Annotated in this window: 15 protein-coding genes; 2 read left to right on the top strand and 13 right to left on the bottom strand. The window is 64.8% G+C overall.

Going from position 1 to position 14,552, the window contains the following annotated elements; translation table 11 throughout:
* Window positions 1-166: 166 nt before the first annotated feature.
* The 12 genes from rpsO to rimP all read right to left on the bottom strand — a co-directional run bounded on the left by rpsO (window position 167) and on the right by rimP (window position 11,539).
* On the bottom strand, window positions 167-436 hold the full coding sequence (gene rpsO, locus CIK75_RS01625) for a 30S ribosomal protein S15 (RefSeq protein ID WP_086997409.1): 270 nt from the start codon (window positions 434-436) through the stop codon (window positions 167-169).
* 108 nt (window positions 437-544) lie between these two features.
* Window positions 545-1,378 carry a class I SAM-dependent methyltransferase gene (locus tag CIK75_RS01620; RefSeq protein WP_096223009.1) on the bottom strand — a complete coding sequence of 278 codons (834 nt, stop codon included), beginning with the start codon at window positions 1,376-1,378 and terminating at the stop codon, window positions 545-547.
* Entirely contained in the window at window positions 1,359-2,318 is a 960-nt protein-coding gene (locus CIK75_RS01615) for a bifunctional riboflavin kinase/FAD synthetase (protein WP_086997415.1), read from the bottom strand. The genes CIK75_RS01620 and CIK75_RS01615 overlap by 20 nt, the downstream gene beginning before the upstream one ends.
* An 88-nt stretch (window positions 2,319-2,406) precedes the next feature.
* Complete coding sequence (locus CIK75_RS01610) at window positions 2,407-2,832, bottom strand: hypothetical protein (protein ID WP_086997418.1); 426 nt, start codon at window positions 2,830-2,832, stop codon at window positions 2,407-2,409.
* Entirely contained in the window at window positions 2,829-3,203 is a 375-nt protein-coding gene (locus CIK75_RS01605; protein WP_086997421.1) for a hypothetical protein, read from the bottom strand. The genes CIK75_RS01610 and CIK75_RS01605 overlap by 4 nt, the downstream gene beginning before the upstream one ends.
* 46 nt (window positions 3,204-3,249) lie before the next feature.
* Window positions 3,250-4,161, bottom strand: a complete 912-nt coding sequence (gene truB, locus CIK75_RS01600) for a tRNA pseudouridine(55) synthase TruB (RefSeq protein ID WP_086997424.1) — start codon at window positions 4,159-4,161, stop codon at window positions 3,250-3,252.
* A gap of 235 nt (window positions 4,162-4,396) precedes the next feature.
* Window positions 4,397-5,827, bottom strand: a complete 1,431-nt coding sequence (locus CIK75_RS01595) for an MFS transporter (protein ID WP_086997427.1) — start codon at window positions 5,825-5,827, stop codon at window positions 4,397-4,399.
* A gap of 190 nt (window positions 5,828-6,017) precedes the next feature.
* A complete protein-coding gene (gene rbfA / locus CIK75_RS01590; RefSeq protein ID WP_086997480.1) occupies window positions 6,018-6,458 on the bottom strand; it encodes a 30S ribosome-binding factor RbfA in 441 nt (146 codons plus the stop codon).
* Window positions 6,459-6,565: 107 nt separating this feature from the next.
* Window positions 6,566-9,388, bottom strand: a complete 2,823-nt coding sequence (infB, locus tag CIK75_RS01585; protein WP_096223008.1) for a translation initiation factor IF-2 — start codon at window positions 9,386-9,388, stop codon at window positions 6,566-6,568.
* 161 nt (window positions 9,389-9,549) lie between these two features.
* Entirely contained in the window at window positions 9,550-9,873 is a 324-nt protein-coding gene (locus CIK75_RS01580) for a YlxR family protein (RefSeq protein WP_096223007.1), read from the bottom strand.
* Between the two features lie 99 nt (window positions 9,874-9,972).
* Entirely contained in the window at window positions 9,973-10,971 is a 999-nt protein-coding gene (gene nusA / locus CIK75_RS01575; RefSeq protein WP_086997435.1) for a transcription termination factor NusA, read from the bottom strand.
* Window position 10,972: 1 nt separating this feature from the next.
* Window positions 10,973-11,539 carry a ribosome maturation factor RimP gene (rimP, locus tag CIK75_RS01570; RefSeq protein ID WP_086997439.1) on the bottom strand — a complete coding sequence of 189 codons (567 nt, stop codon included), beginning with the start codon at window positions 11,537-11,539 and terminating at the stop codon, window positions 10,973-10,975.
* Window positions 11,540-11,717: 178 nt separating this feature from the next.
* Here rimP and CIK75_RS01565 point away from each other — a divergent pair, with 178 nt between their 5' ends.
* Together CIK75_RS01565 and CIK75_RS01560 are read left to right on the top strand one after the other, a co-directional pair.
* Window positions 11,718-13,004 carry a hypothetical protein gene (locus CIK75_RS01565; RefSeq protein WP_143413235.1) on the top strand — a complete coding sequence of 429 codons (1,287 nt, stop codon included), beginning with the start codon at window positions 11,718-11,720 and terminating at the stop codon, window positions 13,002-13,004.
* A gap of 8 nt (window positions 13,005-13,012) precedes the next feature.
* Window positions 13,013-14,038, top strand: a complete 1,026-nt coding sequence (locus CIK75_RS01560) for an aminoglycoside phosphotransferase family protein (RefSeq protein WP_096223005.1) — start codon at window positions 13,013-13,015, stop codon at window positions 14,036-14,038.
* Between the two features lie 22 nt (window positions 14,039-14,060).
* Here CIK75_RS01560 and CIK75_RS16280 read toward each other — a convergent pair.
* Window positions 14,061-14,552: HNH endonuclease signature motif containing protein (locus tag CIK75_RS16280; RefSeq protein WP_198962375.1), on the bottom strand; the 492-nt coding region annotated here is incomplete at its 5' end.

Below are 14,552 nucleotides of genomic sequence, written 5' to 3'. Positions count from 1 at the left end.
CGTCGTGCCGGTTTCCCGTAAACCACTACCGAGGACCGCGAATGTCCTTGATGGCTGTTGTCCTGCGAATTTCATTGGTGTTGGTGGCCCAGAGCCTCAGGCCCTGTGCCCGGAAGCGGCCCCTCCGACCGGTTGCCCGGCGGGAGGGCCGCTTCCACGGAACCGACTAGCGGCGCAGGCCGAGGCGCTCGATGAGCGTACGGTAGCGGGCGATGTCGGTGTCCTTGAGGTAACCGAGCATACGGCGACGACGGCCAACCATGCCCATGAGGCCACGGCGGGTGTGGTGGTCGTGCTGATGCGTCTTCAGGTGCTCCGTCAGGTCCAGAATGCGACGTGAGAGAACAGCAACCTGTACCTCCGGGGAGCCCGTGTCGCCTTCGTGGGTGGCGTAAGCCTTGATGATTTCGTTCTTAACAGTAGCGTCGAGGGCCACATTAACTCCTGGAGTTGTACCGCGAACAGTTCAAGTGCCGTCTCCGGCATGGTGACACGCAACCGCGGACTGCAGCGCACACCACCGACCAGCCTATCATCACCGTTGCTACCGCCGGTGGGCCCGCCAGGCATGCGTGAAGTAGGGCAGCCCCAACTGCTCCCCCGGGTGATGCCCCAAATGCTCATGGAGGTACCAACTCAGGTTCCCCTCGACCCGGGCGCGGATCGGCGCCTCGGCCCGCAGATAGTAGCTCCGCGATTTGGCCAGTTCGATCAGCAGCTCGGGAGTCACCTGCTGCTCCCACTGCAGGTCCATGGATTCCCACCGCGTAAAGTCCGGCCCGATGTCCGGGACGAAGTCGGGACGGTGCACGTCCCCGGCATGCATGATGCGGCTGAGCCGGTGCACCCAGGGAACGGTGACGTCGAGTTGGTTCCAGATCAGGGCCAGGCGTCCCCGTGGACGCAGAATCCTGGCGGCCTCGGCGGAGGCGGCCGGCACGTCCACCCAATGCCAGGCCTGCGCCGCGGTGGCCACGTCGAAGGATTCGGTGGGCAGCGAGGTGTCCTCGGCGGTGGCCAGCACGGTGCGAATCGGCCGGGATTTGAGCCGCAGTTGGGCGAGCATGTCTTCGGAGGGGTCCACCGCCGTCGTCCGCAATCCCCTGGCCGCCAGTTCCACGGTGAGGATGCCGGTTCCTGCTCCCAGGTCCACCGCGTCCCGGGCGCCGGCGGGGACCAGGAAGTCCACGGCGTCGACGGGGTAGGCGGGACGGACCGCATCATAGAGCCCTCCCCCGTGGGCGAAGGCCGCTCCGAAGGCGAGCCGGCGGGAGGCATCAATGGCCGGTCCGCCGGAGGGAAGGTTGGGCAGCGGCGCGCCGGCTGCGGGCCTGCTCACCGGTTCGGCGGGTTCGCGCTCAGGCGCCGGCCCGGTCATGTTCCAGGACTCCGCGGGCCAGCTCGACGTCCTCATTCATTTGTTCGATCAGCGCTTCGATGCCGTGATAGGCCACCATCGGTCGCAGTCGGGCGACGAATTCGACGACGGATTGTTGACCGTAGAGGTCGAAGTCCCCGACCTCCTCGTCAGGACGGTCGATGACATGGGCCTCGACCTGGCGGCTCACACCTTCAAAAGTCGGGTTCGAGCCGACGGAGATGGCCGCCGGCCAGCGCATGCCTGCCTCGTCGACCAGCCACCCGGCATAAACGCCGTCGGCGGGGATGATGCCTGAGGCGTCGGTGGCCAGATTTGCTGTGGGGAAGCCGAGTTCGCGGCCGCGGGCGGCACCGTGGACGATTTCTCCGCGCATGCGATGCGGCCGGCCCAGGATTTCGTTGGCGGTGGCCACATCCCCGTCGGTCAGGGCTTCCCGGATCCAGGTGGAGGACCAGCGACGCGATTCCCCGACGTCGTCGATGCCAATGACGTCGAAGCCGTGGATCTTTCCCAGTTCGACCATGGTGTCGAAGTCACCGGCGTTCCCGCGACCGAAGCGCACGTCATGGCCGACGACGACGGCGCAGGCATGCAGGCGATCGACGATGACGTCCTGGACGAATTCGTCGGGGGTGGCCTGTGAGAAGGCCAGCGTGTAATTCACCATCAACACGGCATCCAGGCCGGTCTCGGCCAGCGAATCGACCCGATCCGCCAGCCCCATGATGAGGGGCAGGTAGCTATCGGGGCGGTGCACCTGCGCGGGATGCGGGTCGAAACTGATGGCCACGGCGGCAGCATGACGTTCGGCGGCCAAACGGGTCAGCGTGGACAGAACCTCACGGTGGCCGCGATGGACACCATCGAAGTTGCCGATGGTCACGACGGATGGCCCGAAGTCCGGGGGGACGGATTCGAGGCCTTTCCAGTAGTGCACTGTGCTCCTTGGGAATGCGGCGGTTTTTCGGGGGCCGGGCTGACGCCTTTTCCATTATTCACGATGGGCCCCGTGAAGCTGAATTCGGCTAGCTGGCAGGTTGCGGTTCGCGGTGCCGGTTCAGCCACCACAAGCCGATGAGCGGCAGCACCAGCGGGATGTAGCCATAGCCCTGACCGAAGTGCGACCAGACGGCGGGGTGGGCAAAATCCTGTGGCACGGCGAAGGAGAGGATGCCCACGACGATGACCCCAATCAGTTCGATGAGGACCGCGAGGAAGGACACCCTCCAACTGCCGGGCTTCTTCGAGGCCAGGGCGATGGTCGCGATGATGTAGATGAGGGCTGCCACGGCGCTGAGACCATATGCCAGCGGTGCTTCGTCGAACTTCGTCAGGATCTGGTAGCCGGCGCGGGCCGTGGAGGAGATCGCGAAGATCCCGTAGACGGCGATGATGATGCGTCCCAGACCTGCTTGGCGGCTGTTGGGGTGCTGGGTGGCGGGTGAATTCATGCGAGGGTGGCTCCATCCCAAATCTGTTCCATGCGATACAACATGACGAAAACGGTGAGGCCGACGGCGGCCAGGACGGCGTTGGACCAGCGGGTCTTATCGGTGATCGCCCAGGCGAAGGCCACGACTGGCACGAACAGGGCGGTGGCCACATACCCCCAGAACTCCCAGGCTTCACCGGAGATCGTTTCCCCACCCGCCTGACGGATCGCCGCGGCAATCCCGTAGACGACCAGGAAGAGTTCGACCGCGGCCACGGAGATGATGGCGTAGTCATCCGGATGATCGCGCAGGATCGTGGCGACGACGCTCAACACCACGGAGAGTGCACAGATGATCACCCCGGCAATGAAAAATCCATCGACGATCACGGTGGGTGGCTACCTTTCGGGTGGCTGGAGGGGGACGGTCGGCGGTTCAGGCAGTGACGAAGACGATTTCGGGCTTGGCTGCCCCGCTCTTATTCTTCAACAGCGCCACGCAGGTCCCGTCCGGGGAGAATGCGGCGGTGACCACATCGTCGTGGGGATTCGGGCTAATCCGGCGTCCGAAGGATAGTTCGGTGGCTTCCTCGGCACTGAGTTCACGGTTTTCGAACAGGGCTCTGGCTGCCTCGTCCAGGGGAAGCATCCCGAACTCTTCTGCCAGTTGTTCCATCGTGCGGGCCCCGTCGATGCCGTAGGGGCCCACCCGGGTCCGCCGCAGGGCGGTGAGATGTCCGCCAACACCCAGATGTTCGCCGAGGTCACGGGCCAGGGCACGGATATAGGTTCCGGAGGAGCATTCCACCGTGACGTCGACGTCCTGGATCTTGCCGCCGCGCAGGCGACGAACTTCATGGACCTCGAACCGACTGACCGTGACTGGGCGGGCCGGAAGGTCAACCTCCTGGCCGCTGCGCACCCGAGCATAGGACCGTTCACCGTTGACCTTGATGGCACTGACGGAGGAGGGCACTTGGTCGATGTCACCGGTCAGCGCGGTCACCTCTGCGTGGATCTGTTCCTCGGTGACGGCCGCTGCAATGCGGGATTGGATGAGCTCGCCTTCGGCATCGTCGGTGACGGTGTTCTCGCCTAGGCGGATGGTGGCTTCGTAGGTCTTCGTGGCACCGACGATATAGGTCAGGAGGCGGGTTGCCTTATTGACCCCGACGACCAATACCCCCGTCGCCAAGGGATCCAGGGTCCCGGCATGGCCGACTTTGCGGGTCCCTGCGAGACGGCGGGTCCGGCCGACGACGTCGTGGCTCGTCCAGCCCTGCGGCTTGTCGACGATCACCAGTCCCGATCCGACGTCGTCCTGATCTGTGCTGGCACCTTTTTTCACGTCCCCCAGTATAGGCGGCACGGGCACCTGGTGGTCACCGGACCGAACGGATCTGAAGGAATTCCGCCGTCCCGGGGCACGGCACCAGCTCTCGTGATCCGTCGGGTCAGTCGAAGCAACGGTGGGTTCGGCTCAGATTCCGTCGGAGAACACTCGGCAAAATACGCCCGGAAAGACAAGTTGACCGAAGTTTTCAGAAGCCTTTTCTGTGCTCGAGGTCTCCTCGCGGTCCGGCTCACATCCCGGGGAATTCCGGCCCCTCAGGGACGACTCGATCGTGGCATGCCGCGGTGGCCTCGGGTGGAATGGGCCTGGCGCTGGCGTTCTGTGCGTTGCTGATGCCCAGCGCCGAGACGACACCGGCCGCGATCATCAGCAGCGCCGCCGCCAGGAGGACCCGGTGGAACGCCGCGAAGTCCAGGACCGGACCGGCGAACCAACCCACGGCGGCAACGGCGAGGAGACCGGCCACCCGTGACACCGCGTTGTTGATGGCCGATCCGATGCCGCTCTGTGCCGGGTCGATGGCCCCGAGGACTGCCGCGGTCAGCGGGGCGACGGTCACCGCCAGGCCCAGCCCGAAGAGCACGACACCCGGCAGAATCTGCTGCCAGTAGTCCAGCGGTTCCGTTGCCGAGAGCATCAGCAGGAAGCCGGCAGCTCCGATCACGGGGCCCACGGACATGAATAGTCTGGGCCCGTATCGGCCAGCAAAGGTCCCAAAGAGTGCGGAGAGTGCCAAGGACATCAAGGTCAAGGGGATGGTGGCCATTCCCGCTGAAAAGGCGGTGAATCCTGCCGTCTCCTGCAAGAAGATCGGGATGATGAAGGTCCCCAGCGTGATCCCCGCGTAGAACGCCGCAGTGGCCAGGTTTCCGATGCCGAAGTTCCGCTCCCGAAACAGGTGAAGGGGCATCATCGGGTGCCGTGCCGTCTTCTCCCTCCAGACGTAGGCGCCCACACAGGCCAGTCCCCCGGCGAGCGGCAGGGAAACCAAGGGATCTGCCCACCCCCGCCCGTCCTGGAAGATCAAGGCGAAGACCGTTCCCCCCAGCCCCAGAGCCGCCAGCAACGCGCCGAGAACATCGATCGGCGTCCTAGCCACGGGTTTCACCGGGTCGTGGAGCTTGAGCAGTAGAACCAGGGTGACGACGATCGGGACCACGTTAATGGCGAAAACCAGCCGCCAAGAAACAGCATCCACCAACAGGCCGCCCAACAGCGGCCCGGCGACGAAAGCCGTGCCCGTCCAGCCCGTCCATTGTCCGATGGCCCGCGCCCTGGGCCCTTCAGCGAAAGTGGAAGTGATCAGCGCCAACGAGCTGGGTACCAGTAGCGCGGCCGCAGCTCCCTGAAGTAGACGTGCGGTCAACAGGACGCCGGTGCTGGGGGCCACAGCACAGAGGAGTGACGCAGCGCCGAAGAAGATGAGTCCGAAGCGGAGGATCCGCACCCGTCCGAAGATATCGGATAAGCTGCCCGCCACCATGATCAACGAACCGAGGGTGAGCAGATAACCGTCGAGCACCCACTGCTGGGTGGTGATCCCCCCGCCCAGTTCGCTGGCGATCGCCGGGAGGGCGACATTGACGATGGAGCCGTCGAGAAAGGCCACGAACGAGGCAAGAATTGCCACCCACAACACGGAACGTTCAGACCCGCTCATGGTCTCAGTCCCCTCCGATGGATACTTCTGAACCGAAGATAGGACCGTGTCCCGGGGAAGTCAATGCCAGGTTCAGGGTGCTTGGAGGCGCTATCCGGCCTGCGGGGCATCGGCCCCGAAAAACGACCGCGACCGCCGCGCAGGTGATCTCCTGCACGGCAGCCGCCGTCGATGGTGAAGGACGCGGGACCTAGACCTCGGCCTCGTCGTCCTCGTCGTCGTGCTTATAGGGGTCGGCTTCCCCTGCGTGCGTCGCCCCGGAAGCCAGGGCAGCCACCTCCGCGTCACGGGCCTTGGCTTCGCGCAGCAATTCCTCCAGGTTGGAGGCGTTGACGGGGATTTCGTCGGCGACGAATTCCAAGGTGGGGGTCAACCGGACGGTCAGGTTGCGCCCGACCTCCTTGCGCAGGATTCCCTTGGCCTTGGCCAGCCCTGCGGCGGCCTCGGCCTTTTCTGCGTCCTCACCGAGGACTGTGTAGTAGACGGTCGCATTCTGCAGGTCGTTGGTGACGCGGGTGTCGGTGATCGTCACGTTTTCAACGCGAGGATCCTTCACCACTTTGCCGAGCGACTGCGCGACCAGGACCTTGATGCGTTGCGCGAGCCGTGCCGCGCGAGCCGGATCGGCCATGATGCCCTCCTGGGGATTCATTGTGCTGGTTCTTGCTGCTGTGTGGAAAAGAAGACGCCGGGCGCCCGCCCGTCAGGCGAGCGTCCGGCGTCGTACTGCCTTGGCCTTTAGGCGCGCGGCTTCTCGCGCATCTCGAAGGTCTCGATGATGTCGCCTTCCTTGACGTCGTTGAAGGAGCCCAGACCGATACCACATTCGAAGTCCGTGCGGACCTCGGTGGCGTCGTCCTTGAAGCGCTTCAGCGAATCCACTGTCAGCTTGTCCCCGATGACCTTGCCATCGCGGGTGACGCGTGCCTTGCTGTTGCGTCGGATCGTACCGCTGCGAACGATCGAGCCGGCAATGTTGCCGAACTTCGAGGAACGGAAGACCTCGCGGACCTCCGCGGTACCCAGCTGGGCTTCCTCGTACTCCGGCTTCAGCATGCCCTTCAGGGCCAGCTCGATGTCGTCGATGGCCGCGTAGATGACCGAGTAGAAGCGCATGTCGACGCCCTCCTTATCGGCCAGATCGGAAACGCGCTCGGCAGGCTTGACGTTGAAGCCGATGATGATCGCGTTGTCCACGGTCGCCAGGTTGACGTCGTTCTGCGTGATGGCGCCGACCCCGCGGTGGATGACGCGCAACTGCACGCCTTCGCCCACGTCGATCTTGAGCAGCGAATCCTCGAGGGCTTCCACGGCACCGGAGACGTCACCCTTGAGGATGAGGTTGAGGGTGTCGATCTTGCCGTCGGCAACAGCCTGGTCGAAGTCTTCCAGGGTGATGCGCTTACGACGCTTCGCCAGCTGGGCGTTGCGGTCGGCAGCTTCACGCTTCTCAGCGATCTGGCGGGCCGTCCGCTCATCCGAGGTGACCAAGAACGTGTCGCCGGCGCGGGGGACGGTGGACAAACCGAGTACCTGGACCGGACGCGACGGGGTCGCCGTTTCCAGGTTCTCGCCGTTCTCGTTGAACATGGCACGGACGCGTCCATGGGCCTGACCGGCGACAATCGTGTCTCCGACCTTCAACGTGCCGGACTGAACCAGCACGGTGGCCACTGCACCACGGCCCTTGTCGAGGTTGGCCTCGATGGCAATGCCGCGAGCATCCTTATTCGGGTTGGCGCGCATGTCCAGTGCGGCGTCCGCGGTCAGCAGCACCGCCTCGAGGAGCTCTTCAATGCCCAGGTTCTTCAGGGCCGAGACCTCAACGAACATGGTGTCGCCACCGTATTCTTCGGGCACAACACCGTATTCGGCGAGCTGGCCCTTGACCTTGTCCGGGTTCGCAGCATCCTTATCGATCTTGTTCACTGCGACAACGATCGGCACGTCTGCTGCCTGGGCATGGTTGAGCGCTTCAACGGTCTGCGGCATGACGCCGTCGTCCGCGGCGACCACCAGCACGGCAATGTCGGTGACCTTCGCACCACGAGCACGCATAGCCGTGAAGGCCTCGTGACCCGGGGTATCGATGAACGTGACAGCACGCTCGTTGCCTTCGTGTTCGTGACTGATCTGGTAGGCACCGATGTGCTGGGTGATGCCGCCGGCTTCGCCTTCGATGACGTTGGACTTACGGAGGGCATCGAGCAGGCGGGTCTTGCCGTGGTCGACGTGGCCCATGACGGTGACCACCGGAGGCCGTGCCATGAGATCCTCGTCGCCCTCATCCTCGAGCTCCTGATCCAGGTCGATGGAGAAGGATTCGAGCAGCTCGCGCTCCTCGTCCTCCGGAGAAACGATCTGGACCTTATAGCCCAGCTCGCCACCAAGGACGTCGAAGGTCGCCTCATCCAACGACTGCGTGGCCGTGGCCATTTCGCCGAGGTGGAACAGCACCGTGACCAGTGCTGCCGGGTTGGCTTCGATCTTGTCGGCAAAGTCGGTGATGGAAGCGCCACGGCGCAGACGCACGATGGTCTCACCGTTGCCACGGGGAATGCTCACGCCGCCCAGCGACGGTGCACTCATCTGCTCCAATTCCTGGCGCTTGGCCCGCTTCGACTTGCGCTGCTTGCCGCGACCGGCGCCTCCCTTGCCGAAGGCACCCTGCGTGCCGCCGCGACCGCGACCGCCGCCCTTGCCGCCGAAGCCGCCGCCGGGGCGTCCGGGGCCGCCCGGTCCGCCACCGCGCCCTGGAGCACCGGGACGGCCTCCACCGGCCGGAGCCGGACGCTCGGTGCGGTTGGGCATCATGCCAGGGGTCGGACGGGGTCCACCCGGACGGGCGCTCGGGGCACCTGCACCGGGGCGCGGAGCTCCCGGACGGGGTGCACCCGGACGTGGACCACCGGCACCGGCCGGTGGACGTGGTCCACCCTGGCCTGCCGGGGCCCCGGTACGCATACCCTGCTGGGAGGCGAACGGGTTGTTTCCCGGACGCGGTCCCCCGGGACGCGGCGCGCCCGAGCGGGCACCTGGACGCGGCCCACCGGGGCCGGAGTCCTTACCGCGCATCCCCTGCTGGGATGAGAACGGGTTGTTGCCGGGGCGCGGGGCACCGGGCTTGGCTGAGGTCGGACGCGGGGCGGCCGGCTTCACTGCTGCTGGTTCCTCGGCGGCCGGTGCTTCGGGTGCTGCCGGCGTCTCCATGGCGGGTTCCGGCGTTGCCGGAGCAGCTGGTGCCTCCGGGGTAGCTTCCGGCTTCGGGGCCGGACGTGCTCCGGGGCGCGGGGCATTGGACGCCGGCGTGGCCGGAGCCGCGGGTGCGGCCGGGGCTTCCTGGGCCGGAGTGGCCGGCTTAGCTGCTTGTGGTGCCTTGGCAGCCGGCTTTGCCGGTGCTTCAGCCTGGGGGAAGGCGCTGCGTAGCTTCTTGACTACGGGCGCTTCAATGGTCGACGAAGCGGAACGGACGAATTCGCCCAATTCCTGCAGTTTTGCCACTGCATCCTTCGAAGTGATGCCGAGCTCTTTGGCGAGCTCGTGTACGCGGACCTTGGCCACATTTCTCCTGTCTCGGTCCGCCCCTGCACTCACTTCTTACCGGGTGCGAACCGTCTGTTTCGGGCTTGGTCGGTAGCCGCCAAGAGGCAGCATGCCGATCGTTGCGCATAACTGATTAGTCATCGTTAGGCGCTCATCGCTTGACACTCATCGGGTTTCCATCAGATTTCTGACCCGCTTTCACGTTTGACGGTTGAGTCGGTGCTACCACCCGGCGGGGGCACACCCAATGCGGCCAATGCCGATTTCACTTGCGAGTCGTCCACGGGGGCCCTGAAGGCCCTGCGAAACGCCCGCCGCTTCACGGCACGGGCTGCACATACCGGCGTGGGGTGCAACCAAGCACCCCTACCGGACTTGCATCGACTGGGGTCGGGAACGGCCCATGAGCCTGTTCCTTCGACCACCCAACGCAACAACTGATCCTGATCCGTTGATTCCCGACACCCGATACACGTACGCTGCGGCTGATGCTGCGAGCTCACGCGAGAGAGTCAACTCCTGGGTTGGGGTCGGCGGACCTGAACGGACCACTGACTAGTCTACCGCTTTTCACACCAGCCATGGGGCATCGGTGCTGACGGTCACTCTGGGCGAACCGCCTCAACACGCCCGTTCGGGTTGGCATCGGAGGAAATATCAATCCGCCAGCCAGTGAGCTTGGCCGCGAGACGGGCATTCTGCCCTTCCTTGCCGATAGCCAAGGACAACTGGTAGTCGGGGACCACCACATGAGCCTGCCGGGCGGCCTCGTCGATGATCGTGACCGATTTGACCTTGGACGGCGAGAGGGCGTTGGCGATGAATCGCGCCGGATCCTCGTTGTAGTCCACGAGGTCGATCTTTTCGTCGTAGAGCTCGTTCATGACGGCACGTACGCGCGAACCCATCTCACCGATACAGGCACCCTTGGCATTGATTCCAGGTTTCGTGGGGCGCACGGCGATTTTGGTCCGGTGTCCCGCTTCTCGGGCCAGGGAGACGATCTCGACGGTTCCGTCGGCGATCTCGGGGACCTCGAGTTCGAACAGCCGGCGCACCAGGTTGGGATGCGAACGCGACAGGGTGATCGAAGGCCCCTTCAGGCCCTTGCGCACGTCGGTGACATAGGCCCTGATGCGTGCACCATGGATGTATTTCTCACCCGGGACCTGCTCCGGCGGTGGCAGGAGGGCCTCGATCGTTCCCAAGTTGACCTGGATCATGATCGGGTTGTTGCCCTGCTGAATCTGACCGGAGATCAGCTCGCCTTCCTTGCCCTTGAACTGCCCGAGGATGTTGTCATCCTCCACGTCGCGGAGACGTTGGAGAATGATCTGCCGGGCGGTGCTGGCGGCGATGCGGCCAAAGCCTTCGGGAGTGTCATCGAACTCGGCGAGCTCGTTACCGTCCTCGTCGGTATCCGTGGCCCAGATGGTGACGCGGCCACTCTTCTGGTCCAGCTCGGCACGGGCACGATCGATCGCTCCGGGAGACTTGTGATAGGCCATGACCAGCGCCTGCTCGATGGTCGGGATGATCAGGTGTAGGGGAATCTCGCGTTCCGATTCCAAGAGTCGCAGTGCGCTCATATCAATATCCATGTCAGGCCTCCTGCGCCTCGTCGATTTCTAATACGTCGTCGTCCAGGGGCCCCGAACGGGTGAATTCGACGTCCACAGCGCCCCGACGGATATCGCCATAGGCGATCACGCGGGGCTCGCCCTGTTTGGGTTTCATGCCCTTCTTGACCGGAAGGTCGGGGACGACGGTGATGCTCTCGTCGTCGGCTTCCGTCAGCCGTCCGGCGATATTGTCTTCGCCAATCAGGTTGATCTTGACCAGACGGCCGATGTTTCGGCGCCAATGACGCGGCAATGTCAGCGGACGCCCGATTCCGGGTGAGGAAACTTCGAGTTCGTAGGCCGGTCCCGGTTCAGCGGGCGCCTGGTCCATGGCCGTTGAAACGGCTTGGGAGACCTCGGCCAGCGTGTCAAGATCCACGCTTCCGGTCCCCTCAAATAGGTCCACGATGACATTCACGGTGCGGTGGTCGGCGCCGGAACGGACCTCGACATCTTCAAGAAGGAGGTTGTGGGCGGAGACCGTGGGTTCCAGATACTCCTTGAGCCGTTGCCCTTCGGACGGGGTTCCTGCCGGCTGTTCGGACATGACTTCCTCCCACATATTCGATGTTGTGCGTACAAGAGTATCGACAATTTGGCGCCCCCGCCGACCTGGCAACCCGCAGCCAGACCACCCGACCGGCTCATAGGTGCCCATCTTTGGGAGATTGAGCCCGCCACGGGCGGCATCGGGCGCCTCAAGGAGCGGGGCACATGGGATGATCGTGTCGATGGTTACACGCTCACCTTCCCCCCACGGCCCCCGCCATTCACCACGGCGCGGGCTCTCCGCAGTCGCTAGGTTCCTGCTGCGCACCCTGGGATTGCTCTTGGTTGCTGCCATTGTGGTCGGCATCGGTACGACCATCGAGAGCCGTTGGGGCCCGGATTCCCGGGGAGGCGGACAGCAGTTGAGCCCACAGGAGAAAGCGTCCCGGAACATGCTGGCCTTGGCTGGGACCGCCGAAGACCTGGCCGGCGGAACTCCCGGGCAGGACGAAAGTAGCGCACCGGCATCCGCCTCGGCGCCTTCGTCGTCTCCGGCCGCCAAGGAGCCGACGGTGGACGACGCTTCGGCTGCCGAGTTGGAACGGATCTCCACGTTATTGCGTCGACATGTGGACCTTCTCACACCGGGCTTGGCTGCCCACGTGGAGCAAGAAGTCTCCCAGAGCGCCTCGGCAGCAGCTGCACAGAGCCCCAGCCCCACAGGTCAGGCGGCATCGTCCACCCCCGCGGAGTCCGGCTCGTCGGCCGTCACGGAGGTGGCTGTGGAGTTGGCCGATTCGGCGAACTGGCTGCTAAGCACCGCGAGCAAAGCCGACTCCGGTGACGTCGCTGCCCTTCTGGGGGCGGGGATCGAACAACGTCTGGCTGCCCAGCAACTGGCGGGGACGACTCCCTCCGACAGTGCCGAGAAGAAACTGCCGAAACTCGGGCTCCCGGAAGTGGCCGCGAGCTGGAAAAAGGCCGAGGAACACCGTCTGCCGGAGGGATCCTGCGCGGCGGCGGCCTCAACGGATGCTGCTGCCAGCAAATCGTCAGCACCAGCAACGAACCCGGGCTCTTCGGCCTCCGGCACCACAGCACCGGAGGGCACGCCCCATGAGGCCGCTCCAGAAGACGAAATCTCAGCGGGCACCCTGAGCCATGCCTCAGATGCAGCTTTCCGGCTGGCGTATGGGTACCAGATGGCTGCCGTCAAACATCCCGGGGATTCCACCCGGAAGGGCTGGAAGCTGTCGGCGGCTTCCGCCGAGTTGGGTCACCACTTGGAGGACCTGCTGCCAGCTGACTGCTCCCCCGTCAGGGAACCTGCCTACCAGCTCCCCAAAGACTTCGCGTCGAAACCGATCACCTCGGTAGCCGATGCGGAGGCACAGCTGGCCGGTCTGCTCCGTGATGCTGCGGCTGCTTCCGAGCAGCCGACCCGATCGGCGCTGATCACCGAAACCTGGCTCGCGGCCGAGCGCTCCTTCACTTTGGCGAAAACCGTTCCCGACCTCACCTAGGAAGGCTGATGGACACCCCTGGCGGCCGCGGTGCCCTCCGCGATGAGTTGCACGATCTGCCAGCAGCGCTGAGGCACCATGCCTTGCGTTCGCCGGCAGGACGTCCCTGGCTGGAAACCTTGGGTGAACGCGTCCTGGCCCAATGCGAGCGGTGGAAGCTGGCACCCGATCCGTCATCGCCCCGTACCTTTTTTGCCGGTCATGCCGGCATCGTGGTTCCCGTCATCGACGCCGCTGATGTCCCGCTGGCTCTCAAATGCCAGATTCCCGACCCCGGTTTGGCCACGGAAGCCACGGCGCTGAAGTGGTGGTCCGGGCAGGGAGCGGTCAGGTTGTTCACCCACGAGGACGTGTTCTTGTTGTTGGAGCGCCTGGACCCGGATCATGATCTAGGTGCCATGCCCCTGCCGGAGGCCTGTGATATCTGGGGACCGTTGATGTCCCGGCTGAGTCTGCCGGCCCGGCAGCTTCCCGCCGCCATCCCAGGTGCCGAACTGGTGGAACGTACCGACGCCCTCGCCGAACGTTGGAATGATGAGCTTCCTGCCCGGTGGGCCGAGCTCCCGGGTCTCCTCCCCCGGCGTCTGCTGGAGGCTGCGCTGGAACTCTGCCAGATTCGTGGCGCCGTCGGCCGGCGTGACGATCAGGACTTTTTAGTGCACTCCGATCTACACTTCTTCAATGCGCTCCGTCGGCCATCTACTGGAGAGTTCGTGGCCATCGACCCCCAACCGTTGATCGGCGACCGGGAATTTGCCATTCTGCCGATGCTCGACCATCGACTGGCTGACCTGCCGTCCCGAAATCCGGGCCGCGCCTTGCAAGGACGTCTCCACCATCTCTGCGAAGCCGCGGGACTCGATAATGAATTGGCGGTGGGATGGGCGGTGGCCCGGGCGGTGGAGGACGTGCTGGCCTATGCCGAAGAAGGCCTCTTCGATGATGCCGAAAGATCCCTCTGGGTGGCGACGGCGCTCAGCGGCGCAGATATCTCCTCCTTGCCTGACGTCCACCGGCTCAAACCTTTGGGCTGAAACGCTCGCCGAGCCAAGGTTCCTAGCTGGTATCTCCGGGCAAGGGTGGCGCCTGGGACCGATAAAGATGCCCGGTCGGGGTGGTGACCACCGTGGTATGCCGGTCCCCGGGCACGGTTTCGGTCGTCCAACCGGACGCTTCCTTACTGTAATTGCAATCAGCACACAGGCCCGCGGAATTCTTTGCCGTGGTCTTGCCACCGGCAGCCCACCCCAACACATGGTCATGATGACGGACCGGGGCATCACACCACGGGCTACGACAACACTGGTCACGAGTCTCGATGAAACGAGCCAACCCCGCAGGGAAGATCCGTGCCCGCGAGTCCATGGCGACCAGACCCCCGGTCTCCGGGGCCGTATATAACCGCCGGATCCACGCCAACTGCTCCGGGGCCGGAAGACCAACGGTCTCGGTGCCGTCGGTCCCAGTGGCATCGGTCCCGTGGGCACGGAGTCCACCGGCCCGACGGATCAGATCCCGGGCGACCTGCGCCGGGATCACCCCGTACCC

The sequence above is a fragment of the Glutamicibacter sp. BW78 genome, assembly GCF_002332245.1.
Lineage (GTDB): Bacteria > Actinomycetota > Actinomycetes > Actinomycetales > Micrococcaceae > Arthrobacter_H > Arthrobacter_H rhombi_A.
The sequence above is the reverse complement of the archived record's forward strand: the minus strand, read 5'-3'. Positions and strand labels throughout refer to the sequence as shown.